At 49.0% G+C, this 23,968-nt stretch carries 29 protein-coding genes; 26 read left to right on the forward strand and 3 right to left on the reverse strand.

Going from position 1 to position 23,968, the window contains the following annotated elements; translation table 11 throughout:
- Window position 1: 1 nt before the first annotated feature.
- On the reverse strand, window positions 2–589 hold the full coding sequence (locus QWF21_RS01980) for a LemA family protein (RefSeq protein WP_330086353.1): 588 nt from the start codon (window positions 587–589) through the stop codon (window positions 2–4).
- A gap of 185 nt (window positions 590–774) precedes the next feature.
- Here QWF21_RS01980 and QWF21_RS01985 point away from each other — a divergent pair, with 185 nt between their 5' ends.
- Window positions 775–2,466, forward strand: coding sequence for a hypothetical protein (locus QWF21_RS01985; RefSeq protein WP_330086354.1), 1,692 nt, complete (start codon window positions 775–777; stop codon window positions 2,464–2,466).
- Here QWF21_RS01985 and QWF21_RS01990 read toward each other — a convergent pair.
- Entirely contained in the window at window positions 2,459–2,800 is a 342-nt protein-coding gene (locus QWF21_RS01990; protein ID WP_330086355.1) for a hypothetical protein, read from the reverse strand. The genes QWF21_RS01985 and QWF21_RS01990 overlap by 8 nt on opposite strands.
- On the opposite strand from QWF21_RS01990, the gene QWF21_RS01995 reads away from it, so the two are divergent.
- The 4 genes from QWF21_RS01995 to QWF21_RS02010 all read left to right on the forward strand — a co-directional run bounded on the left by QWF21_RS01995 (window position 2,783) and on the right by QWF21_RS02010 (window position 6,192).
- Window positions 2,783–3,589: an ABC transporter ATP-binding protein gene (locus QWF21_RS01995; protein ID WP_330086356.1), complete on the forward strand. Its 807-nt coding sequence runs from the start codon at window positions 2,783–2,785 to the stop codon at window positions 3,587–3,589. The two genes, QWF21_RS01990 and QWF21_RS01995, sit on opposite strands and share 18 nt — an antisense overlap.
- The gene (locus tag QWF21_RS02000) at window positions 3,589–4,791 is read left to right on the forward strand and encodes an ABC transporter permease (RefSeq protein ID WP_330086357.1); all 1,203 of its coding nucleotides are present in this window, start codon (window positions 3,589–3,591) and stop codon (window positions 4,789–4,791) included. Before QWF21_RS01995 ends, QWF21_RS02000 begins: the two co-directional genes overlap by 1 nt.
- Before the next feature lie 170 nt (window positions 4,792–4,961).
- A complete protein-coding gene (locus QWF21_RS02005; RefSeq protein WP_330086358.1) occupies window positions 4,962–5,168 on the forward strand; it encodes a bacterioferritin-associated ferredoxin in 207 nt (68 codons plus the stop codon).
- A 118-nt stretch (window positions 5,169–5,286) separates the two neighbouring features.
- Window positions 5,287–6,192, forward strand: a complete 906-nt coding sequence (locus QWF21_RS02010; RefSeq protein ID WP_330086359.1) for an aspartoacylase — start codon at window positions 5,287–5,289, stop codon at window positions 6,190–6,192.
- 60 nt (window positions 6,193–6,252) lie between these two features.
- Here QWF21_RS02010 and QWF21_RS02015 read toward each other — a convergent pair whose 3' ends face one another.
- On the reverse strand, window positions 6,253–6,564 hold the full coding sequence (locus QWF21_RS02015) for a DUF6170 family protein (protein ID WP_330086360.1): 312 nt from the start codon (window positions 6,562–6,564) through the stop codon (window positions 6,253–6,255).
- A gap of 144 nt (window positions 6,565–6,708) precedes the next feature.
- Here QWF21_RS02015 and rfbB point away from each other — a divergent pair, with 144 nt between their 5' ends.
- The 21 genes from rfbB to QWF21_RS02120 all read left to right on the forward strand — a co-directional run bounded on the left by rfbB (window position 6,709) and on the right by QWF21_RS02120 (window position 23,961).
- Window positions 6,709–7,749 (forward strand): dTDP-glucose 4,6-dehydratase, encoded by a 1,041-nt coding sequence (rfbB, locus tag QWF21_RS02020; RefSeq protein ID WP_330086361.1) that lies wholly within the window; start codon window positions 6,709–6,711, stop codon window positions 7,747–7,749.
- A 28-nt stretch (window positions 7,750–7,777) separates the two neighbouring features.
- Complete coding sequence (gene rfbD / locus QWF21_RS02025; RefSeq protein ID WP_330086362.1) at window positions 7,778–8,650, forward strand: dTDP-4-dehydrorhamnose reductase; 873 nt, start codon at window positions 7,778–7,780, stop codon at window positions 8,648–8,650.
- A gap of 159 nt (window positions 8,651–8,809) precedes the next feature.
- Window positions 8,810–9,097: a CopG family ribbon-helix-helix protein gene (locus QWF21_RS02030; protein ID WP_330086363.1), complete on the forward strand. Its 288-nt coding sequence runs from the start codon at window positions 8,810–8,812 to the stop codon at window positions 9,095–9,097.
- Window positions 9,097–9,384 carry a type II toxin-antitoxin system RelE/ParE family toxin gene (locus QWF21_RS02035; protein ID WP_330086406.1) on the forward strand — a complete coding sequence of 96 codons (288 nt, stop codon included), beginning with the start codon at window positions 9,097–9,099 and terminating at the stop codon, window positions 9,382–9,384. Before QWF21_RS02030 ends, QWF21_RS02035 begins: the two co-directional genes overlap by 1 nt.
- A gap of 150 nt (window positions 9,385–9,534) precedes the next feature.
- On the forward strand, window positions 9,535–9,837 hold the full coding sequence (locus QWF21_RS02040) for a nucleotidyltransferase domain-containing protein (RefSeq protein ID WP_330086364.1): 303 nt from the start codon (window positions 9,535–9,537) through the stop codon (window positions 9,835–9,837).
- The gene (locus QWF21_RS02045; RefSeq protein WP_330086365.1) at window positions 9,834–10,295 is read left to right on the forward strand and encodes a hypothetical protein; all 462 of its coding nucleotides are present in this window, start codon (window positions 9,834–9,836) and stop codon (window positions 10,293–10,295) included. The genes QWF21_RS02040 and QWF21_RS02045 overlap by 4 nt, the downstream gene beginning before the upstream one ends.
- An 84-nt stretch (window positions 10,296–10,379) precedes the next feature.
- Window positions 10,380–10,664, forward strand: coding sequence for a nucleotidyltransferase domain-containing protein (locus QWF21_RS02050; protein WP_330086366.1), 285 nt, complete (start codon window positions 10,380–10,382; stop codon window positions 10,662–10,664).
- Window positions 10,661–11,065 carry a nucleotidyltransferase substrate binding protein gene (locus tag QWF21_RS02055; protein ID WP_330086367.1) on the forward strand — a complete coding sequence of 135 codons (405 nt, stop codon included), beginning with the start codon at window positions 10,661–10,663 and terminating at the stop codon, window positions 11,063–11,065. The genes QWF21_RS02050 and QWF21_RS02055 overlap by 4 nt, the downstream gene beginning before the upstream one ends.
- Window positions 11,062–11,367 carry a nucleotidyltransferase domain-containing protein gene (locus QWF21_RS02060; protein WP_330086368.1) on the forward strand — a complete coding sequence of 102 codons (306 nt, stop codon included), beginning with the start codon at window positions 11,062–11,064 and terminating at the stop codon, window positions 11,365–11,367. Before QWF21_RS02055 ends, QWF21_RS02060 begins: the two co-directional genes overlap by 4 nt.
- Before the next feature lie 130 nt (window positions 11,368–11,497).
- Window positions 11,498–11,704, forward strand: coding sequence for a hypothetical protein (locus QWF21_RS02065; RefSeq protein WP_330086369.1), 207 nt, complete (start codon window positions 11,498–11,500; stop codon window positions 11,702–11,704).
- Window positions 11,705–11,712: 8 nt separating this feature from the next.
- Window positions 11,713–12,438, forward strand: a complete 726-nt coding sequence (locus QWF21_RS02070; protein WP_330086370.1) for a nucleotidyl transferase AbiEii/AbiGii toxin family protein — start codon at window positions 11,713–11,715, stop codon at window positions 12,436–12,438.
- Window positions 12,439–12,569: 131 nt separating this feature from the next.
- Window positions 12,570–13,115, forward strand: coding sequence for a dTDP-4-dehydrorhamnose 3,5-epimerase (rfbC, locus tag QWF21_RS02075; protein ID WP_330086371.1), 546 nt, complete (start codon window positions 12,570–12,572; stop codon window positions 13,113–13,115).
- Window positions 13,116–13,252: 137 nt separating this feature from the next.
- Entirely contained in the window at window positions 13,253–14,260 is a 1,008-nt protein-coding gene (locus tag QWF21_RS02080; protein WP_330086372.1) for an NAD(P)H-dependent glycerol-3-phosphate dehydrogenase, read from the forward strand.
- Between the two features lie 117 nt (window positions 14,261–14,377).
- Window positions 14,378–17,110, forward strand: coding sequence for an SLBB domain-containing protein (locus QWF21_RS02085; RefSeq protein ID WP_330086373.1), 2,733 nt, complete (start codon window positions 14,378–14,380; stop codon window positions 17,108–17,110).
- Window positions 17,111–17,183: 73 nt separating this feature from the next.
- Complete coding sequence (gene rfaH, locus QWF21_RS02090; protein WP_330086374.1) at window positions 17,184–17,672, forward strand: transcription/translation regulatory transformer protein RfaH; 489 nt, start codon at window positions 17,184–17,186, stop codon at window positions 17,670–17,672.
- A 131-nt stretch (window positions 17,673–17,803) separates the two neighbouring features.
- The gene (locus QWF21_RS02095; protein WP_330086375.1) at window positions 17,804–18,748 is read left to right on the forward strand and encodes a Wzz/FepE/Etk N-terminal domain-containing protein; all 945 of its coding nucleotides are present in this window, start codon (window positions 17,804–17,806) and stop codon (window positions 18,746–18,748) included.
- On the forward strand, window positions 18,749–19,939 hold the full coding sequence (locus QWF21_RS02100; protein ID WP_330086376.1) for a UDP-N-acetylglucosamine 4,6-dehydratase: 1,191 nt from the start codon (window positions 18,749–18,751) through the stop codon (window positions 19,937–19,939).
- Between the two features lie 8 nt (window positions 19,940–19,947).
- Window positions 19,948–21,105: a LegC family aminotransferase gene (locus QWF21_RS02105; RefSeq protein ID WP_407935246.1), complete on the forward strand. Its 1,158-nt coding sequence runs from the start codon at window positions 19,948–19,950 to the stop codon at window positions 21,103–21,105.
- The gene (neuC, locus tag QWF21_RS02110; protein WP_330086377.1) at window positions 21,098–22,261 is read left to right on the forward strand and encodes a UDP-N-acetylglucosamine 2-epimerase; all 1,164 of its coding nucleotides are present in this window, start codon (window positions 21,098–21,100) and stop codon (window positions 22,259–22,261) included. Before QWF21_RS02105 ends, neuC begins: the two co-directional genes overlap by 8 nt.
- 1 nt (window position 22,262) lies before the next feature.
- Complete coding sequence (gene neuB / locus QWF21_RS02115) at window positions 22,263–23,336, forward strand: N-acetylneuraminate synthase (protein WP_330086378.1); 1,074 nt, start codon at window positions 22,263–22,265, stop codon at window positions 23,334–23,336.
- On the forward strand, window positions 23,329–23,961 hold the full coding sequence (locus QWF21_RS02120) for an acetyltransferase (protein WP_330086379.1): 633 nt from the start codon (window positions 23,329–23,331) through the stop codon (window positions 23,959–23,961). The genes neuB and QWF21_RS02120 overlap by 8 nt, the downstream gene beginning before the upstream one ends.
- Window positions 23,962–23,968: the final 7 nt, after the last annotated feature.

The following is a 23,968-nucleotide window of genomic DNA, read 5'->3' on the forward strand; positions in this document are numbered from 1 at the left end:
CTCAGCCCAGCAAGTCGGCAGCATGAACGTTCTGGCGCTCAACACTATCGGCTTCGTAAAAAGGAAAAGGCTCTACGTTGGTTAACTTAACCAACAGGCTGCCGGGGAAAATTTCGCAGCTGTTGCGTAGCCGGCGGACAGACGTATTGTAAAAGCGCCGTGCCGCCGCGATGTTGGCTTCAACTTCCTGATAGGTGTGCTGGGCCGTGATCATAGGCTGGGCAGAGGTGAGCTCCGGGTAGGCTTCGGCCTGCACCATAAAACGTCCCATGGTCTGCTGCAATTGTTGCTCCAATGCAAAATGATGCTCAATATCTTTGGCACTTTGGCTTTGTTCGGTCTTTTGCAGGGCAGAGAATGCCTCAGACCGCAACCGGGTGATCTGTTCCAGCAAGGCTTGCTCGTGTTGCATAAAGCGTCTGGCAATGGCCAGGACGTTGGGGATTAAATCGTGACGTTTCTTTAGCTGCACATCAATGCCAGATAATGCATCCAGCACAGCGTTGCGACGCGAAATAATAGCGACATACCAGCAGTATCCTATCAGCAGAGCAAGTAGCGGCAGGCCATAAAGCATCAGCTCAGGCATGGTAAACCCTCTAAAGTCGTTTATTCAAACCTATTGTAAGCACAGAGCCATAAGCAAACAAGCAGATTACCCGCCAGCCAGAATTTTACTACAAGATTGGCTCAAAAAATAAACGATGCATTCTCATTCATTATTCGTTCATGTTGTTTGTGTACTGTGTTGATTTCATGTTTTTAGGAGGTCAAATGTTAAAGAAAGTTTTAGGCGCGTCACTGCTATCGACACTGTTGATTGGTTGTGGCGGCTCAGGCAGTTCTTCATCCGAAGATACCGGATCCGGCGGTGGAAATACCGGCAGCCATGATATTCAAATCTCTGGCGTAGTGACTTATGAAAGCCCGATGGCTGGTGTGCAGGTCTGTGCCGATTTAAATAAAAATCTGCGCTGTGACGACGGTGAGCCAACTGCCACTACCACCACGGATGGCAGCTATCAGCTCAACTGGACATCTGGCAGCCAAGATCCGGATTATTATCTGTTGGCCTACTGGCCTAAAACTAGCGACCTGATCCCACTGACCACCATTAGTCAAAACTCTGATGAAATAGCGATTGGTGCTTTAAAGCAGCATCAGGGAGCCATCAATCCATTAACCACATTAACGCTTGATGCCTTGCGGGTTGCCATTCAGCAAGGCTACAACAGCACACAGCAACAGCAGCTCCTGACCGATCTTAACCTGTTGCACGCAGATATTTATCAACTTCCTGCCAACGAGGTGTATCAGAAAGTTTTCGAAGCCGAGCATTACCTTGCTCTGATGAAATTACATATCCGGCTGATCGTTGAAACCTTGCTGGTCGCCGGAGAAATGCATGCCAAGGCTCCAGCTCAGGTCGTGCAACAGTTGCATCAAGAGCTGCTGGCCCGGATGCAGGCTGAAAATTTATCCGTGCTTGAACTCTTTGGCCAGCATGCCGAAGAAATATCTGCCCGGGTAGAGCAAGTGCTGTTTGAGTTGGGGTATGGCAATGCCAATGAAAATGAAGGTGAAGGCTCCACACCACCTTTTAATGCATCGGTACTGAATGCTGCAGATTGGGAAGTGGTAAAAGCCTCCTTGTTCCGGACGGAACCGCGTGAGTTTTACCTGAAACTGGATACCCTGACCAGAGCACATGCAGAGCTGGTCTATGGTGAAGACAGTATCGCCATCGTCCAGGGGCAACTTTTCGATGACGCCAACTGGGATCTTGTTGTAACTCAATGCTGGAATAACGAGCGTCAGCAATGGGTGCATCAAGACGATATCGAGCTGCTGCTGACTAACCAGACAGACAACAGCATTGATGCCGACTTTGTTGGCAGTGGTGTGCCATTGCGTTACCGTTTTAGCAAAATTGACACCAGCAGTGAGCAATGGAATACCCTGATTGAAGACAGTTATGAGCATTTCCGTCTCTATGAGCTGGATTGGCCTGAGGTGGTGTATCGCTATGAAATGCAGCTGCCTGAACCGGTGTTATGCCGTGAGTTGGATTACAACACAGAACCTGCTGCTCCATTGTTAGCTGACAGTGTGCAACAGCTGAACACCCAGGATGTGGCTGAAATGTTTTTCCCGCAAGAGTTTGCCGAAGGCAAAGTCACGGCAGATAACGAAGCGCAGCGCTTTACCATCAATGTAAGCCGTCATTACGAGTGGCAATTGGTAACAGCCCCAGATAACTCCCAGTTAATCCGGCTGTCGACATACGGCGAAATCTATCCGAATGCAGAGACCACTTACTACTTCGCTGAAGATGGCCAGATGTTTGAAGTGGAGCTGATCACGCCTGAGACTTTTGAACAGATTAAAGCGCATAGTTTGTATCTGGCATTACCAGAGGAACTAGCTCTTTCGCTGGAGCAGCATTTGCGTGCGGTCTTTAACTAGTTGCCAGCCCGACATGGCATGTCGGGCCGGTATTGGTTTTATCCGAAAGCACTAACAATCTTATCGAGGCTTTCAGAACCAAAGGGCACCTTAAATCACCGGTGCCCTTATTTTTTGTAAAAAGCAGGCTGATTCCTTTAAATCTACTTACATTTTTGCTGGTGAAAAACATTGAAAGCAAATTGCTATTCTGCAGGCTCTCTTTGATAATGCGTTGGATTTCCATAACCAAAGCCATCATCACCGGCGGGAGCAGATGCCATTCATTGGCTGTGATGGCATGGGCAATGGTTGCATACCGAAAAAGGACGAAAGGATGATAGAAATACAACACCTTGCCAAAGCCTTTGCCGTAGGCAAGACATCCAAGCTGTCGGAAAGCGAAAAACAGGATGTGCGCTACAGCAAAACCGCGTTTCACTCAGTGCGGGATGTGAGCTTTCATTGCGAACAGGGCGAAGTGCTGGGCTTGCTTGGCCCTAATGGCGCCGGCAAAACCACCACCTTACGGATGTTATCGACTGCGCTGAAACCAGATGCGGGCTCAGTGCTGATTAATGGGGTGGATGTTTTAAAGCAGCCACTTAAAGCCAGGCAGCAAATTGGCTTTTTATCGGCCGATACCGGCTTGTATGGCAAACTCACCGCAACAGAAAACATCGCTTACTTTGGTCGCCTGCATGGCATGAAAGAAACGGCTTTACAACAACGCATTGAAGAGCTTTTTACGCTGCTTAATATGCATGATTTTGCCAACCGCCGCGCTGATAGTATGTCGACCGGGATGAAACAAAAAACAGCCATCGCCAGGGCTGTGGTGCATCGTCCGAAAGTGGTCATTCTGGATGAGCCCACCACAGGGCTGGATATTATGACGGTACAAACGGTACTGGACTTTATTCAATCTTTAAAAACACTGAAAACTCCTGTGATTTTTTCAACACACCATCTGGATGAAGTCGCCGCCCTCTGTGATCGGGTGGTTGTCATTGATAAAGGCATCAGTACATTCTCCGGCACCCTGGATGATTTTCGTCAGCAATCGGCTAATGGGCATTTAAGAGAGGCGTTCTTAGCCGTGATTAATCAGCCAAACCTGGCCACAACACAAGGAGCTGCCTGATGTGGCAAGTGTATTGTAAAGAACTTACAGAATTACTGCGTGACAGAAAAACACTTATTTTTGTGATCTTGCTGCCTATTTTGGTGTTTCCGGTACTGTTTGCATTAATGGGCGTCGTGCTTAGCAGTACAACCCATAAAGCCATGCAGGAAGTGCACCGCTATGTGATCGTCAACCCAGAGCAGGCACCGCACTTTGCCGAGGCCTTGTTCTACCATAAAAACTTTCAGCGGGTGGAGTCGGATCTGACTGAGCCAGCCCAGCTTATTGCGGCCATTCGTGCGGATGAGTTTGATCTGGCGCTGGTGATCCCGGCAGACTTCAAGCAACAGCAGCAGGCCGTTGAGCAGAGCGAGTGGCAGTTAATTTACAATCAGTCGTCTCAGCTTGACTTTTTGTACCAGTACTTCAATGAATTAATGCGGAAGTTTACAGAAGATCTGCAGATTGCCAGCCTGAGCCAACTTGGGGTCGATCCGGACCGTCTTGCTTCTATTTTACGGCCGGTTGAAGTGCAACGAATTGATACCGCCGATCAGCGTGAAAATTTGGGCGAGAAAATAGGCGCTTTCATTGCCTATGTGCTGATCCCTCTTTGCCTGATGGGCGCCTCGTATCCTGCGATTGACATGGGGGCTGGGGAAAAAGAGCGGGGCACCTTAGAAACCTTGCTGATTTGTCCGGTTAGCCGGACCGCCATTGTACTTGGCAAGTTTCTTACCGTGTTAACTACCGGTCTTGCCACCACACTGATTACTGTCATTAGTTTTGGTGGCTGGGCGGCAGTGATCAGCTCCTTTGCCGGCCTGGATGTCGTAGCCACTGTGTTATCCAGTATCTCAGCGACCGATTTGTTGTTGATTTTCCTGATGTTGCTGCCTATTTCCGCGATCTTTGCTTCTTTGCTGTTGGCGATTTCCATTTACGCCAAAACCTTTAAAGAGGCACAAAACTACATGAGCCCCTTGTCCTTTGTGGTTTTGTTGCCGCTGGTGGCTGCGATTTTGCCTGGTGTAAAGCTCAATGCTACTACGGCCATGGTCCCTCTGACCAACGTGGCGCTTGCCATTAAAGAGTTGATCAAAGGCACGGTCGATTATGGCTTGTTGTTGATGATTTTTATCTCTACCGTAGTAGTAGCCGGTGCCCTGGTTGCTTTTTGTGTGCACTGGTTCCAGCAGGAAAAGGTGTTGTTTCGGTAGGCAGCGGAGCTGCCGTTACCGCCACGTAGCGGCTAGTTATGGCCGGTTACCGCTGGCAAAGCCAGCTAGTGACCGGTCCTGAGACCAGGTTATCGTCTTTAATCAATAAATACTATTGATAATAGTTATTAATTAGATTAGGATCACCCTATCAACTGATGAGGTGATCTATGTACGTCTGCCTGTGTAAAGCGGTAACCGATAAAGCCATTAAGCAACATGTGGCCAATGGTGTTCGTTCTATGCGCGAACTGCGTGCGTGCAGTGGCCTGGGCAGTCAATGTGGTCAGTGCACCTGTCAGGCCAATCAAATCTTGCATAATGAGCTGGTGCTAACTGGTGCGCAGGACTATGAATTAGCGCACGAAGTTGCCTAACCTTTCTGTATATTAATTCTGTTTTTCTGCATTTCTATTCTTTTTCTGCGTTCACTGGTTCTCATTATCGCTCTTTTACGGCATACTGCTCTGGTTCTCAGTTAACCGGAGCTTTTGCATGCAGACCATCAAGCAAGTTGCCGTTGTCGGCGGTACACATGGTAATGAATTCTCAGGTATTTACCTGATCCGAAACTACCAGCATAAGCCTGAGTGGTTGCAGCGCCAAAGCTTCCATGCCTGGACTTTATTTGCCAACCCCGAGGCGTATGCTGCCAATAGGCGTTATCTGGATGCCGACTTAAATCGCCAGTTCCGGCGCGAGGACCTGGATAACCCTGAGCTGAGTAATTACGAGCAAAGCCGGGCTAAAGTCATCGATGCTGTGCTTGGGCCTAAAGGCAACCCTAAAGTCGACCTGGTGATAGATTTACACAATACCACCAGCAATATGGGACCGGTGCTTATCCTTACCCAGGCCGGAGACTTTTACAACCAACTGGCAGGCTATGTCAAAATGAAGATGCCGGAAGCGGTGATCAGCTGCGATGAAGATCACTTGCCGGCAGAAGAACATAAGTTGCTCTGTACCACAGGCCGTTACGGTGTCATTGTCGAAGTAGGGCCGCAGCCGCAGTCGGTGCTCCGGCAAGATGTACTGGAGCAAATGCATGACATGACCCAGCACATTCTGGATTTTGTTGATTTATACAACCGTAAGCAGTTACCGCAGTTGCCAGCCGAAGTAGAAGCTTACCGCTATTTGCACAGCATCAAGCTACCGGTGAATGAGCAGGGCGAGCGTCTTGGCATGGTGCACAGCAATGTGCAGGATCAGGATTTTAAGCCAATCAAACCGGGTGATCCCATCTTTAAGTTGTTTGATGGCCACCAGCTGGTCTATGAAGGAGATAGCGAGGTCTACCCGAGCTTTATTAACGAAGCAGCCTATTACGACAACAACCTGGCGATGTCATTGAATGAGAAAATTACCCTGGTGGTGCCGCCTGTGGCAGGTAACTAGCTGGCATCGCCAGCGGTCACTAGCTCGCACAGCGAGCGGTAACCAGGCCATCTGGGCCGCTCACTGCTGCTTAGCGGCCTCTTGCTCCAGCTCTTTACGTATGGCCGGTAAATCCGGCCGGCATAACAGATACGTCAGCGGTCTGGTTACTGCCGGGTACACTACAATCAGCGCTATGGCGTAAGGAATAATGCGCCAGTCGTTGGCTTGGGCCATCAGCAGAAAGAACACAAATAAAATAACCAACTTGATAATGTTTAGCAGGAACTTTTTCGGCACCGGCAAGCGATCGGCGGCAGTGCGCATCACCTGCATCCGCTCGGCAAATTTCAACCCTTCAAGTTCTGGAATACGTTGGCTGTTGAAAAACATCAGCTACCTCAATCTATAATCTGCGTAAATTGTATCAAAGCCTGCGAAGAAAGTCGCCGGATGCCGCAAAAACTGTATTTGCGGACACTCTGATTTTCTTTTACAGTTTTAAGCTTTGATTGGCTCAAAACAAAAAGGTGTACTATGCGCATTTTAGTGACCGGTGGTGCCGGCTTTATTGGCTCTGCACTAGTGCGCTATCTGATCAATGACACAACCCATCAGGTTCTGAATGTTGATAAACTTACCTATGCCGGTAATCTGATGTCGCTGCAACAGGTTGCTGATCATCCGCGTTATCAGTTTGTGCGGGCGGATATTTGCGATCAGGCCATGATGCAGCAGTTGTTGCAGCAATTTCAGCCCGATATCATCATGCACTTAGCGGCAGAAAGCCATGTTGATCGCTCCATCGATGGCCCGGCAGCTTTTATTCAAACCAATATTGTGGGTACTTACAGCTTGCTGGAGGCCAGTCGTCAGTATTGGCAAAACCTGCCTTTGGAGAAACGGCAGAGCTTTCGCTTTCATCATATCTCAACCGATGAAGTCTACGGCGACTTAGCCGGCACAGACGCCTTGTTTACTGAAACTACACCCTATGCCCCAAGCTCGCCATACTCAGCCAGCAAAGCCAGTTCAGACCATTTGGTAAGGGCCTGGCAACGCACCTATGGCTTGCCGTGCGTTATCAGCAACTGCTCGAACAATTACGGCCCTTATCACTTTCCGGAAAAACTGATCCCGCTCACCATTTTAAATGCTCTGGCAGGAAAACCCATACCGGTCTATGGCAATGGCCAGCAAATCCGCGATTGGCTGTACGTCGAGGACCACGCCAGAGCTCTTTTATGCGTTGCCACCCAAGGCCAGGTAGGCGAAACCTACAACATCGGCGGCCACAACGAAAAACAAAACATCGAAGTAGTAAGATCCATCTGTACAATTCTGGAAGAATTGGCCCCCATTCAACATTCAAAACTAAACATTCAACATTACGAAAGTTTACTAACTTTCGTAACAGACCGTCCAGGCCACGATCTACGCTACGCCATCGATGCCTCAAAGATAGAACGCGAACTGGGCTGGGTGCCTCAGGAAACGTTCGAAACGGGTCTGCGCAAAACGGTGCAGTGGTATCTGGCTCGTCGGGATTGGTGGGAGCCGCTTTGCGGCGGTCACTAGCCGCTTCACGGCGCTAACCAGGAGACTTATGAAACTACTCATCACCGGCAGCTCAGGTCAGGTTGGCACCGAACTAAAGCAGCAACTGGCAGGGCAGGATGAACTGCTTACACCAACAAGGGCAGATCTGGATCTGGCCAATGCGTCTGCAGTGCGGGCCTATCTGGCACTGCATCGGCCGCAGGCGATTCTCAATGCCGCTGCCTATACCGCGGTAGACCAGGCTGAAACCGAGCAGGAAGCAGCATGGGCATTGAATGCCCATCTGCCGGAACTCTTGGCCCGTTACTGCGCTATAAACGGCGCTTATCTGCTGCATTACTCCACCGATTACGTTTACCCGGGAACAGGCTCCGAGCCCAGGCAAGAAGACAGCCAAACCGGCCCGCTCAACCACTACGGTAAAAGTAAGCTACAAGGCGATTTTGCGGTGCTGGCGCAGTGCCCGCAAGCGGTAATTTTTCGCACCAGCTGGGTGTACTCGGCCCATGGTAAAAACTTTCGCAACACCATACTGCGCCTGGCTAAAGAGAAAACGGAGCTTAGCATTGTGGCTGATCAAATCGGCGCACCCACCCCAGCCAGCCTGATTGCTGCCATCAGTGTGCAGACACTGCAGCGCTACCAGCAGGGCCAGCCCATTGCTGGCGGGGTCTATCATCTGGCCCCACGCAGCTACTGTAGCTGGTACGATTTTGCCAAGATAATTGTGCAGCAGGCAGAGCAGCAAGGGCAGAGCCTCAGCTTGAATGCCAGTGCGATTCACCCCATACCAAGCAGTGCTTATGCCACACCGGCCAAACGCCCATTAAATTCACGGCTTAGTGTCGATAAACTGGAGTGCGCTCTTGGCATCCGCTTGCCTGAATGGCAGCAGCTGCTTGCGTCGATGACGCAGTAACTAGCTGGCTACGCAAGCGGTCACTAGCTCTCAAAGCGAGCGGTAACTAGGCTCTTCGGGCCGGTCACTAGTTGCCTGCAGCAACGGTCTAGTCTGTAATAGACAGAAAACAGACAAGGTGCTACATTGTACTTACTTTGTAACACATGAGGCGTAGCCATGAGTGACGCAACCTTTACCTTCCGGGTCGATGAAGCGTTGAAAAGCCAGTTTGCCCAAGCAGCCAAATCTCGCGATCGTAGCGGGGCCCAGCTGCTGCGGGATTTCATGCGGGAGTTCGTACAGCAACAGCATCTGGCCACAGAGCACGATGATTGGTTTCGCCGCCAAGTACAGATCGGCCTGAATTCGGCTAATACAGGCAGCTTGGTGCCTGCTGCTGAAGTAGAAGCCAAATTTGCGGCTCGTCGTGCTTCAACACGTCGTAGGCTCAAATCATCTGAATGATGGAATTGCTTTGGACGCCTGAGGCCATACAAGACCGCGATGCAATTTATGACTACATAGAAGCCGATAACCCCACCGCAGCCTTGGCTCTCGATGAGCTGTTGTCAGAGAAAGCTTCGCGCTTAGCCGAGTATCCTAACCTCGGTCGTCTTGGCCGCGTAACTGATACACGCGAGCTGGTTGCTCATCAAAACTATGTTATCGTTTATGACGTGGTCGGGGAGCAAGTTCGCGTGCTTCGAATTCTTCACGCTGCCCGGCAGTGGCCGCCGTCCGGTATCGCATGACGTTGCTATGCGACTGGTCACTAGCTCGCAAAGCGAGCGGTAACTAGCCGCTTCGCGGCGGTAACTAGTTGCCTGCGGCAACGGTCACTAGTCCCTTCGCGACTGTTCCTGTTATACTCAAAGCATGACCATAGCCATGAAGCATGCCCAATGCGCCTATCCACTCAACAGCAAATGACGATTAAGCAGATCCTGACCAAACACTTTGGCTCACACTCGGAAATACGGCTTTTTGGTTCACGCCTGGATGATCAGGCCAAAGGCGGCGATATCGACGTGTACATTGAACCAGAACTTGTCTCGGTCGATGAGATAGTCGAGGCAAAAATCAATGCGCTGGTAGAGTTGCAGCTACAGTTGGGTGAACAAAAAATCGATTTGGTGATTAACCGTAAAAAAGGCCTCGACTTGCCGATTTACCGTGCAGCCAAGCAGCAAGGGGTGTTGTTGTGAACAAGGATGCCTACTTCAGCCTGCTGGATATTTGCCACACCCATGCTGAGCGTCTGCGCTGGTCGATGAAAGAGCTGGAAAAACACAAGCCGTTCACCCCCGCTTCTTTGGAAAAGCTAACTCAGATGGACTTAGCGATTTTCGATCAGTTTATCGTGCGTTTTTCAAAACTTCAGGATGCTATGGGTGCAAAGTTGCTGCCAGCAACACTGGAGTTAACCTATGAAGAAGGTGAGTTAGCGACCTTCATTGATAAGCTGAACCGTCTGGAGAAAATAGGGGCTTTAAGCTCCGCTGAGCAATGGCTGAAGTTTCGCGAAATGCGCAATCAGTTTGCCCACGACTATCCGGATGATCCAGAGATCCAGGCCAGCTTGTTGTGCAAAGCATCCGATATGGCAGTGCTGCTGCTTGATGAGTTACAGCGGGTGCAGACTTTTGCTGGAAAGTATTTGTAACTAGCTGGCTAAGCCAGCGGTCACTAGTCGCTTCGCAACACTTCCTGTTATACTCAAGCCATACAGGGTGTTAAGAGCGATTCCATGCGACTTTCTGACCACGAAAAACACATCATTCTGGAGGCCGTTGCTGCTGAAGATGCCACGGCGCGTGTTTTTGTGTTTGGTTCCAGGGCGAATGATTCCAGCAAAGGTGGGGATATCGATCTGCTGATTGTGTCCAAAAACTTCACAAAACAAAATGTTCGCAACACCCGCTGGCGCATTCAGGAACAACTTGGAGAGCATAAAATCGATATTGTGGCAACCAAAGATGGTCACGAAAGCTTCGTTCAACTGATACAGCCGCAAGCGCAGGAGTTGGCATGACCACTGAAGTACGATGGCAACAACGTTTTCAGAATTACCAAAAGGCGTTGGTTCAACTTACTTCAGCTTTGCAGCAATACGGCCAGGATGCAGAAGCCTTGATCAAAGAGGGTATATTGCAGCGGTTTGAATTTACCCATGAACTAGCCTGGAAAGTGATGAAAGACTATCTGGAGTACGAGGGGCATCAGGGCATTACCGGCTCCCGCTCTGCCAGCCGTTTGGCATTTTCTTTAGGTTTGATCGCCGAAGGTCAGGTATGGATGGACATGATAGAAAGCCGTAACCGCACGGTTCATACCTACGAGGCGCGTGTGTTGGAGGAAGAGTTTACCAAGGTCCAACAGCTGTACGCACCGGCCTTTACTGCTTTCGCTGTTAAAATGCAGGAATACCTATGAGCTTTGGCTTGCCGGCCGACACTATCCAATGTATGCAACAAGTATTCGCCCGCTACCCGGCAATCGAAGAAGTTGTCATCTATGGTTCCCGCGCCGAAGGCAATTTTCGCCCTGGTTCTGACATTGATTTAACGCTGAAAGGGCCAGAGCTTGATGCGACACTTTTAAGCAAACTTCTTACCGAGCTGGACGAGTTAAACACCCCTTACCTGATGGATGTATCGATTTATCACCAGTTGCAAGCGCAAGACTTGATTGAACACATTCAAGCTGTTGGTCAGGTGTTTTATCGGCGTCACTAGCTGGCTGTGGCCGCGGTAACCAGCCGCTTCACGGCAGTCATTAGTTGCCTGCAGTAACGTTCAACAACTAGACAGCCCCAAAAGCCTATTGTAAAGTTAATGAAGCGCACCATGCATGCCAGAGGTCATCATGAATACCATTGATCGTAAGCAATATCCCGAGCTGGATCAGTTGTTATGGGATACTCAGGCTCGATTTTTAACCGAAAAAGATGCCTTGGATGTCTATGAGCGCCGTTGGTCTTTTGTCGACAAAAGCAAGCTGCTGGAAGCCGAACGCACCCTCATTCAACAACTCGCCCAGCGTGCCGGTGGTTTTCTGCCTGCTGGGGGGTAATTCATCCTATGTCAGCCTACAAGCGCGCACAGCATCAACGGATAGCAGCTTGCCTGGAAAACTTTAACAGTGACTTCCTGAGCCAGCATACTATTTTGTTTGGTGGCGGCACTCGAATTGCGTTGGAGTTTGGCGAGTACAGAGAATCGGTTGATATTGATTTTTTGTGCCCGGATAAAGCGGCGTATCGTGCGGTGCGTCAGCAGGTCACCAACCAATCACTAGGCAAGCTTGTACGGCAAGATTTCCATTATAGCCGGGATATCATCTTTGACCGCTATGGTGTGCGTACGTTTATTGTTGCGTCAGGTGTCCCGATTAAACTTGAGTTTGTCGCCTTCGATAATTACCAATTAGAGCCTGACAAAGCTGGCACTTTATTTCCTGTGCCTTACATCGATCATACATCTTGTTATGTCACCAAGTTACTGGCCAATGCGGATAGGGTTGGTGTGAAGCCATACAAGGATATTTTAGATATTCTTGTGATGTGTGCTTATTTAGGGGAAATCCCGCAAGCCGCACTGGACGAAGCTTATAGCCACTACAGCAAGAAAGTGATTGACCAGTCATTGCAGAAAAGTTTACTGCAACTCACTCAAAATACAGCGGTGTATGCAGAAGCTGCTGTAGGTATGGGGGTTGATAGCCACTTTTTTTCGAATGTCATTTTACCAGCTGCCCAAAAGTTGCTGGCTGCACCAGCAGTCACTAGCTCGCAAAGCGAGCAGTAACCAGGCCTTTTAGACCGGTAATTAGCCGTTCCACGGCGGTCACTAGTTGCCCGCGGCAACGGTCACTAACACCAGCAAAGCTCCTGCTGTTATAATTCACCCCCAACAGCTAGCAGAGCCCCTGAACGCCTATGCACATTCAGCCTTTGACTATCCCCGATATTGTATTGATGACGCCAAAAGCGCATCAGGATGAGCGGGGTTTTTTTATGGAAAGCTTTAACCTGCGCAGTTTTGCGCAAGCGATCAATGGCCGCTATGGTTTTGTACAGGACAATCACTCTCACTCCAAAAAGCAGGTGTTGCGTGGCTTGCATTACCAGTTCAGGCAACCGCAAGGCAAGCTGATCCGTGTCTTGCAAGGCAGCATTTACGATGTGGTGGTGGACTTACGCCAAAGCTCAGCCACTTTTGGTCAGTGGCTTGGTGTGGAGTTATCCGCAGCAAGCCAGCAGCAGCTTTGGATCCCTCCAGGCTTTGCCCATGGCTTTTTAACTTTAACAGAGAGTTCCGACGTACTGTATAAAACAACGGATTACTACAGGCCGGAAGATGAGCACTGCATTCGTTGGGACGATACCCATCTGGCCATAGCCTGGCCACTGCAAGGCCCGCCTATGCTGTCGCAAAAGGATCAGCAAGGGGTGCCGTTCAGCCAGGCGCAACTGTTCGGCTGATTCACCTGCCAAGCCATGCACTGGTGCATCGGCAACACAGGCTGGTATACTCCGGCCATTGGAACCTTTGTTGCTAACCTCACTCAAATCGACTCAGAGGGCTAGCACCGCTATAAGCAGAATAAACAGGACAATCCATGACAGCACATATCGCAGTTTTGGGCGGTGGCAGCTTTGGCACCGTGATTGCAAATATTATGGCCGAAAACGGCTACCCGGTTCGTCAATGGCTGCGTGATGAAAGTACCGCCATCGCGATGAACCAGCAGCATGAAAACAAACGCTACCTGCCAGGCTATCAGTTATCAGAGCAGCTAACGGCCAGCACCGATATGCACTGGGTTATTGCCGGTGCCGAAGCCGTTTTTGTTTCCATTCCCAGCAGCAGCTTCCGTCAGGTGGTTCAGCAAGCTAAGCCTTGGCTCACTACAGAGCAGCTCCTTATCAGTACCACCAAAGGGGTGGAGGCCAGCAGCTTTAAGTTAATGAGCCAAATCCTGCAAGAAGAGCTGCCCGGAGGCCGTATTGGTGTGCTTAGTGGCCCAAACCTGGCCAAAGAAATTGCACAAGGTCATATCACGGCTTCCGTGATTGCCAGTGACGACCCAGCGTTGTGCGAACGGGTGCAGCATATTTTGTGCAGCAAAAGCTTTCGTGCCTATGCCAGCACCGATGTGTATGGGGTTGAGCTGGGGGGTACCCTGAAAAACATCTATGCCATTGCCTCGGGCTTAAGTGCGGCTCTTGGAGTGGGCGAAAACACCAAAAGCATGCTGATTACCCGCAGCCTGGCAGAAATGAGCCGCTTTGCGGTTGCCAAAGGTGCCAACCCCATGACCTTCTTAGGGCTTTCAGGCATAGGCGATTTAATTGTTACCTGTACTTCACCGTTAAGCCGTAACTACCGGGTTGGTTTTGCATTAGGGCAGGGCAAAAACCTGGATGATGCCGTAGCCGAGCTTGGCGAAGTGGCGGAAGGGGTAAACACCTTAAAAGAAGTAAGACAACAAGCCAGTGAACATGATATCTACATGCCCTTAGTGATGGGGCTCTTTGAGGTGGTATTTAATCATGCACCAGTGAAGCAGGTGATTGCCAATATGATGGGCAATCAGCCCAATGTCGATGTGGACTTTGCTGTCTGAGTAAGCCCTTAGTGCGCTGGGGGCATCAATCAGCTCAGTAGCATCTGCGATGAATAAAAGGTAGAATCCGGCGGTTACTAAGTGGAATTGCCAATTCAAAAAAGATGGAGTAATGCAGTGGCCAAACTTTTCCAACTCCTGCTGGTATGCATTTTGTTCGGCGGAACAGCCGTAGCCAATGCCTCAACCAATATATCTCCTGCCATGCTGGAGCAGCTCAAACAACTGCCACGTGCCGAGCAAGAGCGATTGGCAAGAGAGCATGGTTTTGATTTGCAGCAACTGCAGAGCAGAAGCAGTGCCAGCACATCTCAGCAGCGACCGGAAACACTGCAGCCCAGGCAGCAAAGCGAAAGCACAGAACAAAGCAAGCGCGAGAAGAGTGATGAGCCGAAACGATTTGGCCTGAACTTGTTCGATTCAGAAGTCAGTACTTTCGCACCCGTTGGCAATATTCCAGTCCCGGATAATTATGTGCTTGGCCCGGACGACGAAGTCTTGCTGCAATTTTTTGGCAACCGTAACCAAAGCCTCCATTTGCAAGTGAGCCGTGATGGCTACTTGTCTATTCCAGAAATCGGCCAGCTGCAGGTCGCCGGATTGCCTTTTTCCAAAGCGCGAGAGCTGATCCGCACCCGCGTGCAGCAAAGCATGATTGGGGTAGAAGCGGCCGTGAGTATGGGTGCCTTAAGAACCATCAACATCATGGTTGCCGGTGAAGCAAAGCACCCGGGCTCTTACACCGTATCAGCATTAACTACAGTGACCCAGGCATTGTTTGTTGCTGGTGGCGTCAGTGATATCGGTGCGTTACGCAGTATCCGGGTGAACCGGGCCGGCAATACCATTACAAACTTTGACTTGTACGATTTGCTGTTGCGGGGCGATTCCAGTAACGACATACATCTGCAAAATGGTGATGTTGTCTTCGTTGCACCTATTCAGGCTTTAGCACAAGTACGGGGTGAAGTACGGCGCCCGGCTTTGTTTGAAGTACAACCCGGCGATACGCTGGGCAGCCTGCTGGCGATGGCGGGTGGCGCCCGTGAGGGGGCTTTTCCAAAAGCCGCTGTGCTGGAGCGTTTCAATGCCCAGCATTTGCGTGATTTACAAAATGTGGATTTAACCCAGGCTTCCGTCCGGGCACAAGCCGTGCGGGCTGGTGATGTCCTGCGAATTGGAGCAACCTCTACCCGGGCAATCAATAGTGTCACCGTGGCTGGTGCAGTGGTACGGCCAGGTCATTATGCCTGGCGTGATGGCCTGCGGGTTTCCGATTTGTTGCCATCGCTGTGGTCTGATTTGCTGATGAGCACCGATTTGGATTACGCCCTGGTGGTGCGTGAGCGGGATCAACGGGGCACTATTGAAGTGCATCAGTTTAATCTTGGCAAAGCTATCGAACACAAAGGTAGCCCGGATGATCTGCAACTGGCAGCACGGGATACCCTATTGGTATTTCACCATGCCAGCTACAGTCATCAGCGTTATAAGCTGAACGATTATTTACGAAAACAACTGGAAGAACGTTTTAGTGGCAATGAGGAAGACCGTTGGTTGGCCAGCGATGAACTGGCGAGCCGCTCCTTTGAATTGCTGCAAAGCGAACAACAAGATGGCACCGTATCGCTTAATGCGCTGATGTTAAATGAACAGCTGGTGCAGCAGCAGCGTGAACAACAGCAAAAGAGTATGCAGCAGCAGGTGCTGGCAGAGGTTATGTCCGCTTTTTTACAGGAGCTTTTTACCAACGAAAGCTACCTGGCGAAATCGGTACACCTAACGCGGTCGGAGCTATTGTATCCTTTGCTTAGCACTATTCGTCATCAGGCCCGCCATGGTCAGCCGGTAGATATTGTCAGTGTGAGTGGTGAGGTCAAGGTTCCGGGCGACTACCCTCTGGCTCAAAATGCAGGCGTAGCGCATTTGGTGAAAGCTGCCGGAGGCCTGAATGACTCCGCCTTTATCCAGCGTGCAGAGCTAAGCCGGGTTTCTACTGTAGCTGCAGGCAGTGGTAGCCGGGTTCAGCACTATGCGGTTTCGTTGCCAAGCCACCTGAACGGCAGTGAGTACCTCGCACTGCAAAGCCGTGACCGGCTCAATATTTTCTCTATTCCCGACTGGAACAACACCTTTACAGTCGAGCTAAAAGGCGAGGTACGCTTCCCCGGCCGTTACAGCATCCAGCAGGGCGAAACCCTGTCCAGCGTATTGCAACGAGCCGGCGGCCTTACGCAAAATGCGTTTGCCAAAGGGGCCGTGTTTACCCGTGAACATATTCGTGAGCGTGAAAAAGCGCATTTACAAAAAATGGTAGAGCAATTGCGCGGTGAGCTGGCAACCCGCTCTTTGTCTACTGAAAGAGCACAAAATTCACCGCAAGATATGTTATTGATGCTGCAGCAAATTGAAGCACAAAGCTCGTTGGGGCGCTTGGTGGTGAACCTGCCATACATTCTGGCCGAAGATCCAACCGCCGATATGCCAGTACAAAATGGCGATGTGCTCTATGTACCACGCATGGACAGCACCATTGCCATTATGGGCGAAGTGCAACATGCCAGTACGCACCGCTTTAATGGTGAACTCTCAGTCGATGACTATCTGAATATGGCCGGCGGGCTGCGGCAGCGGGCGGATGGCAATCGGGTCTTTGTGATTCGCGCCGATGGCTCAGTCGTACTGCCACGCAACGGCTGGTTACGCGGCCGTCGCGCCTCACTGGAGCCGGGGGATACCATTATTGTACCTTTGGATACCGAGTACAAAGACAACCTGACGCTATGGTCGCAAGTAACCCAGATTTTCTATCAAAGTGCGGTGGCTTTGGCTGCTATTTCGAGGATCTGATGGCGGCCGCATCACAGATAAGCGCTGGTCTGGTTTCGCCAGGCCGCGCTTTGGTTACCAATCAGAGGCCGTTATGACCGCCTGGTACCTGTTGCATTGCAAAGCAAAACAAGAGCATCGTGCCGCCCTGCATTTGCAAAATCAGGGGTACGATAGCTATTTGCCGCAGTGGCAACAAGAAAAGCTGGTAAAAGGCAGTAAAACTCTGGTTACGGAGCCACTATTCCCCAACTACCTGTTTGTAAACCTGGATGCCGGGCATGCCAACTTCAATGCCATCCGCAGTACCAGGGGGGTGAATGGCTTTGTCCGTTTTGGTGGTGTGCCAGCTACCGTGCCTGCTCAGTTAATGGCGAGCATCAAGCAGCAAGCCCAGCAGCCGCAAGCATCTAAGCCTTTATTTGCACCAGAGAGTACCGTGGAAGTGACCGCAGGACCTTTTGCAGGCCTACAGGCTATTTACAAAGCCAGCAAAGGCAGCGACAGAGCGCTTATCTTGCTAAGCCTGTTAGGCCAGGAACAAGAACTGGAAGTAACACTGAAAGAATTAAAAGCTGTGTAGTTTTCAACTTAACACTGAAAACTAAACATTCAACACTAAAAAACTCAACACTAAAAAAGCACGCGGCATTTTAGGGGCCAAAAACCTAAGGGCGGTAGCGTGTTTGAAGCAACGATAAGAAGGACTGAACCTTGACCACTGAAGATTCAAAAAAAGACTCAAGAGTGCATGATGATGAAATTGATTTGCGCGAGTTGTTTGTCAGTCTATGGAAAGGTAAGTGGTTTATTATTGCGGTTACCTTTGTTTTTGCTGTGGGCTCTGTACTTCATGCCTTAAACTTGCCAAATATCTATAAATCGGAAGTTTTACTTGCACCTGTAGCTCAAGAGCAAAATATGCGTATTCCTGGTCAACTTGGCGGTTTGGCAGCTTTAGCAGGTGTTAGTTTAGGTGCTGGTAGTGGAACTGATAAAACTACTCTAGCTATAGAGGTGTTAAGAAGCCGAGAGTTTATCGGTCGCTTTATTGAAAAATATGACTTGTTTGTTCCTGTGGTGGCGGCGATTGATTGGGATATAGCAACAAACACGCTTATCCTTGATAAAACAGCATTTAATATTTCTACAGGTCAATGGGTTAGAGATGTTAAACCTCCTCGTAAAGCTAAGCCAAGCAAACTAGAAACCTATGAAGAGTTTATGAAGCTTTTTAATGTGTCTAGAGATGCAAGTAGTGGAATGGTACGTCTTACGATAGAGCATTACTCCCCCTATTTAGCTAAAGAGTGGCTGGATTATCTTGTACTAGAAATTAATGAGGAAATGCGGCAGAGGGAGTTGCAAGAGGCAGAGCGCAGTATTGCTTATCTGAATGAGCAAGTTGCTAGTACAACGCTTTCAGATGCCCGCACTATGCTTTTTTCTTTGATAGAAGAGCAAACGAAGTCACTAATGCTCGCAAATGTTCGAAAAGAGTTCATTTTTCAAACCATTGATCATGCGATCGTCCCTGAACAAAAAAGTTCACCCAGACGAGCGCTCATTGTTATTGTTTTTACAATACTAGGTGGTTTTTTTGCTTCTGTACTCGTTCTAATTTTCAATATACTTTTTAAGACAGATAAGGAAGCTTAGATGTTAGACGTTTTATCCTTAATTGGCAGAGATTCAACACTTTTCTACAAGGATATGGATGAATATTCTGCTGCTTTAAGTAAGTCTGTTAGCGATGCTAGTTTCCTTGTTTTGGGAGGCGCAGGTTCTATTGGGCAGGCGGTCACTAAGGAAATCTTTAAACGCAATCCCAGAAAGTTGCACGTTGTCGATATCAGCGAAAACAATATGGTAGAGCTGGTGCGTGATATCCGAAGTTCGTTTGGCTATATCAATGGTGATTTTCAAACTTTTGCATTGGATATTGGCTCTGTTGAGTACGATGCATTCATTGAAGCTGACGGCGAATACGACTACGTGTTGAACCTGTCTGCGTTAAAACATGTTCGCAGTGAAAAAGACCCATTTACCTTGATGCGGATGATTGATGTAAATGTTTTTAATACCGACAAAACCATAGCTCAATCAATTGCAAAGGGAGCAAAAAAATATTTTTGTGTCTCTACCGATAAAGCTGCGAATCCTGTCAATATGATGGGAGCATCAAAACGGATCATGGAGATGTTTCTGATGCGACGCAGCGAAGAGATCGATATTTCTACGGCCCGCTTTGCCAATGTTGCGTTTTCAGATGGTTCTTTGCTGCACGGTTTTAATCAGCGAATTCAAAAGCGCCAACCAATAGTGGCCCCTAATGATATCAAACGTTATTTTGTCACACCGCAAGAGTCTGGTGAACTCTGTCTGATGTCCTGCATTTTTGGTGAAAACCGTGATATTTTCTTTCCCAAACTAAGCGAAGCACTGCATTTAATTACCTTTGCAGAGATTGCTGTTAAATATTTAAAGCAGCGAGGGTATGAACCTCATCTGTGCAGCAGCGAAGATGAAGCCCGTGAGTTGGCTAAAACCCTGCCTGAGCAAGGTAAATGGCCTTGCTTGTTTACATCAAGCGATACTACGGGCGAAAAAGACTTCGAAGAGTTTTTTACTGAAAACGAAGAGCTTGATATGCAGCGGTTTGACAGCCTGGGCGTGATTAAAAATAAGCCAGAATACCAGCCTGAATTGCTTAGCTTATTTGAACAGGAAATCCGTCGCATGAAACAGCAAAAAGCCTGGACCAAGCCTGAGCTGGTAGCCTTGTTTCACACCATGATTCCTGGTTTCGGTCACAAAGAGACAGGCAAATACCTAGACAGTAAAATGTAGGCCAGATTATGAGTACAGCGCTAGTAAGTTTTATTCGCGAGCTATACCGAAGCAATGAATTTATTCCATTGCATGCGCCAACATTTACAGGCAATGAGCAGAAGTATGTCAGCGAAACCATTGAGAGTACTTTTGTCTCCAGCGTAGGCAAGTTTGTCGATGAGTTTGAACGCAAAATCGAAGGCTTTACAGGTTCGGCAAAAGCTGTTGCCACGGTCAATGGCACCGCTGCACTGCATACCGCATTGTACATGGCAGGGGTAAAGCAAGATGATTATGTAATTACCCAGGCACTAACTTTTGTAGCTACCTGTAATGCACTGCATCACATGGGTGCAGAACCGATTTTTGTGGATGTGTCTAAAGTGAGCTTATCGCTCTGTCCTGTGGCATTGGAGCATTTCTTAACAGAAAATGCCTACATCAATGAAGCAGGTTGTTTTCACAAAGCAAATCGCCGCCGGATCCGAGCAGTTGTGCCCATGCATACTTTTGGTCATCCAGCAGAGCTGGATGAGTTGCTTGCTGTCTGTGAGAAGTGGCAGCTAAGCTTGGTTGAAGATGCAGCCGAAAGCTTAGGCTCTTATTACAAAGGAAAACATACCGGAACTATAGGTGCGCTGGGAGCTCTTAGTTTTAATGGTAATAAAATCATTACTACGGGAGGGGGTGGCATGGTGTTGTGCCGTGATGAAGCGCTAGGTTTACGCACCAAGCATGTGACCACAACGGCCAAAGTACCTCATCCTTATGAGTTTTTCCATGATGAAGCTGGCTTCAATTATCGTTTACCCAACTTAAACGCTGCCTTGGGGTGCGCGCAAATGGAAGTGCTGCCAAAGTTCTTGCAACAAAAACGCAGTCTTGCCACACACTATCAACAGTACTTTGCCAACTCAGAGTTTAACTTTGTTTCAGAGCCTGACTATGCGCAGTCAAACTACTGGCTAAATGCGGTTATTTGCCCGGATGTCCCTAGCCGTGAGCAGTTGTTGAAGGTCACTAATGAGAATGGAGTGATGACTCGACCGATTTGGAAGTTGATGCATCGCTTGCCCATGTATCAGCATGCTCCGAGGGATACTTTGCATGTTTCTGAATGGTTGGAAAGACATCTAGTGAATTTACCAAGCTCTCCGGTAGAACTGGTGGCGCGTGATGTGTAAAAAGGTTGCTGTATTTACCGGTACCCGTGCTGAATATGGATTGTTGTACTGGTTATTAAAAGATATCCAGGCGGATCCGGATTTAACCTTGCAGCTCTTGGTATCTGGCATGCACTTATCGCCCGAATTTGGCCTTACTTATCAGCAGATAGAGCAAGATGGTTTTCATATTGATGAAAAAATAGAGATTTTATTGTCTTCTGACTCTGCTGTGGGTACAGCCAAAAGTATGGGGCTTGGCGTACTTGGTTTTGCTGATGCACTGGCCCGGCTGAATCCAGACGTGCTGGTTATTCTTGGCGATCGTTTTGAGGCGCTGGCTGCCGCACAAACTGCGATGATTTTGCGTATCCCTGTGTTGCATTTGCATGGTGGGGAAATTACCGAAGGTGCATACGATGACGCTATTCGTCATGCCATTACTAAGTTAAGTTACTTGCATGCGACTGCAACTGAACAGTATCGGCAGCGGGTGATCCAATTAGGGGAGGCACCTGAGCGGGTAGTGAATGTTGGCGCTATCGGGTTGGATCATTTTAAACGCGGTAATTTTATATCACTGCAGGAACTTTCGACTTCATTAAATTTTCCATTATCTCAGCCTTACCTTGTTGTTACCTACCATCCGGTAACTCTGGCTGAAGAAGAGCCTGAAAGCTCTTTTCAAGCCTTGCTGGATGCGCTCGAACAATTTTCCGAGTTCAAGATTATTCTTACTTACCCGAACGCCGATGATGGTGGCAGGCGAATTATCCCGCTACTCGAAGCCTATGCTGCCAAGCAGCCAAAGAGGGTACTAGCGATTCCATCCTTGGGACATGTCCGTTATCTGAGTGCAATCAAACACGCGGCGGCAGTAGTTGGGAATTCTTCGAGTGGTATCATCGAGGTGCCTGCTATGGATGTACCCACAGTAAATATTGGTATGCGCCAGAAAGGTCGGCTAGCTGCAAAGAGCGTGATCCACTGTGATGCTGATACTGCATCTATCCAAAAGGCGATTAATACAGCAGTAAAGCGTGAGTACAAATTGCCTGATGAAACAGTGTATAACCCTTATGGGCAGGGAGATGCAAGTCAACAGGTGATACAGATGCTTAAGTCTCTGTCATTTAAGGCAGTGAAAACTTTTCATGATGTCAAGGTAAGTGAATAATATGACACTGATTATTGCCGAGGCTGGCGTTAATCACAATGGTGATGAGCGACTGGCGTTTCAGTTGGTGGATGCTGCCTATGCTGCTGGTGCTGATATTGTTAAATTCCAGACATTTAAAGCTAAAAACTTAGTGACAGCACAGGCGTTGCAGGCTGATTATCAGGTCACTAATACAGGCAAGCAAGAGTCGCAGCTAGCCATGCTGAGCAGGTTAGAGCTTAGCTATGCTGCTCATCATCAGTTAGTTGCCTACTGCAATCAGTTAGGTATTGAGTTTCTCTCAACGGCTTTTGATAGTGAGAGCCTGGATTTTCTGGTAAATGATTTAGGCTTAACGCGGCTGAAAATTCCATCTGGTGAGATCACCAATGCGCCTTTAGTACTACAGCATGCCCGCACCGGATGTGATCTTATCGTCTCTACTGGCATGGCGACGCTGGCAGATATTGAAGCGGTACTGGGTGTGATTGCGTTTGGTTATACTGCAGCACAAGATGAGTTGCCGTCAGTCGAGGCATTTCAGGCGGCTTATTTCTCTGCAGAGGGACAAGCCGCGTTAAAACAAAAAGTCACAGTGTTGCATTGTACTACCGAGTATCCTGCACCGCTGACGGATATTAACCTGCGGGCGATGGACACTATAGCCGCGGCCTTTGGTTTGGCTATTGGTTATTCTGACCACAGCGAAGGCATTTGGGTGCCGGTGGCTGCTGTTGCCCGTGGTGCCGGTTTGATCGAGAAACACTTTACGCTGGATAAAAACATGGAGGGCCCGGATCATAAGGCGTCATTAGACCCAACCGAGCTCAAGGCTATGGTTGACGCCATCCGAGCTATCGAGCTGACTTTAGGCGATGGTATTAAAGGGCCGCGGCCGTCAGAAATTAAAAATAAAGCGGCAGCGAGAAAAAGCATTGTTGCCGCGCGCGATATAGTAGCCGGCACGATGTTGTGTGAACAAGATCTGGCTATTAAGCGGCCTGGTACAGGTGACAGCCCCTATAAATATTGGGCGATTCAGGGCAAGGCCGCATCACGCAATTATAAAGCCGGAGATTTAATTCTTGAGTAAACCTGTACTGCTACTCGGGGCTGGAGGCCATGCTGCCGTATTGATTGATATGCTCCGACAGCTTAATCATCACATTATTGGCTTGGTTGCAAGGGAAGAACCAGCTGCTAAGCCCGGTTTCGCAGGCATACCTTTTTATGCGTCTGATGACGATGTGCTTGCATTTAATAAGTCGGAAGTACTGCTGGTCAATGCCCTTGGCTCGTTACCGGGCCAAAACGGCAGAAGCACACTGCAACGGCGTTTTCAGCAAGCCGGTTATCAGTTTATGACCATTGTATCGCCACACAGCATGGTATCAGAGTATGCTCAGCTTGCTGAGGGGGTTCAGGTTATGCCTGGGGCAGTGATCAATGCTCACAGTAGTATAAGCGAAGGCAGCATTATCAATTCTGGGGCCATTATAGAGCATGATTGCAAAATAGGACCTTATAACCACATAGCACCTGGCGCAGTGCTTAGCGGTGGTGTAGCAACAGGTCATCATGTGCATGTTGGAACCGGCGCCAATATTATCCAATCAATCACAATTGGTAATAATGTTATGATCAGTGCCGGTTCTACAGTGGTTAAAAGCTTACCTGATAATTCAAGGCATTATGTTGCCAGACCCTACATTTGCTAAGGCCTTT

Source organism: Alkalimonas mucilaginosa (genome assembly GCF_036327005.1).
GTDB lineage: Bacteria > Pseudomonadota > Gammaproteobacteria > Enterobacterales > Alteromonadaceae > Alkalimonas > Alkalimonas mucilaginosa.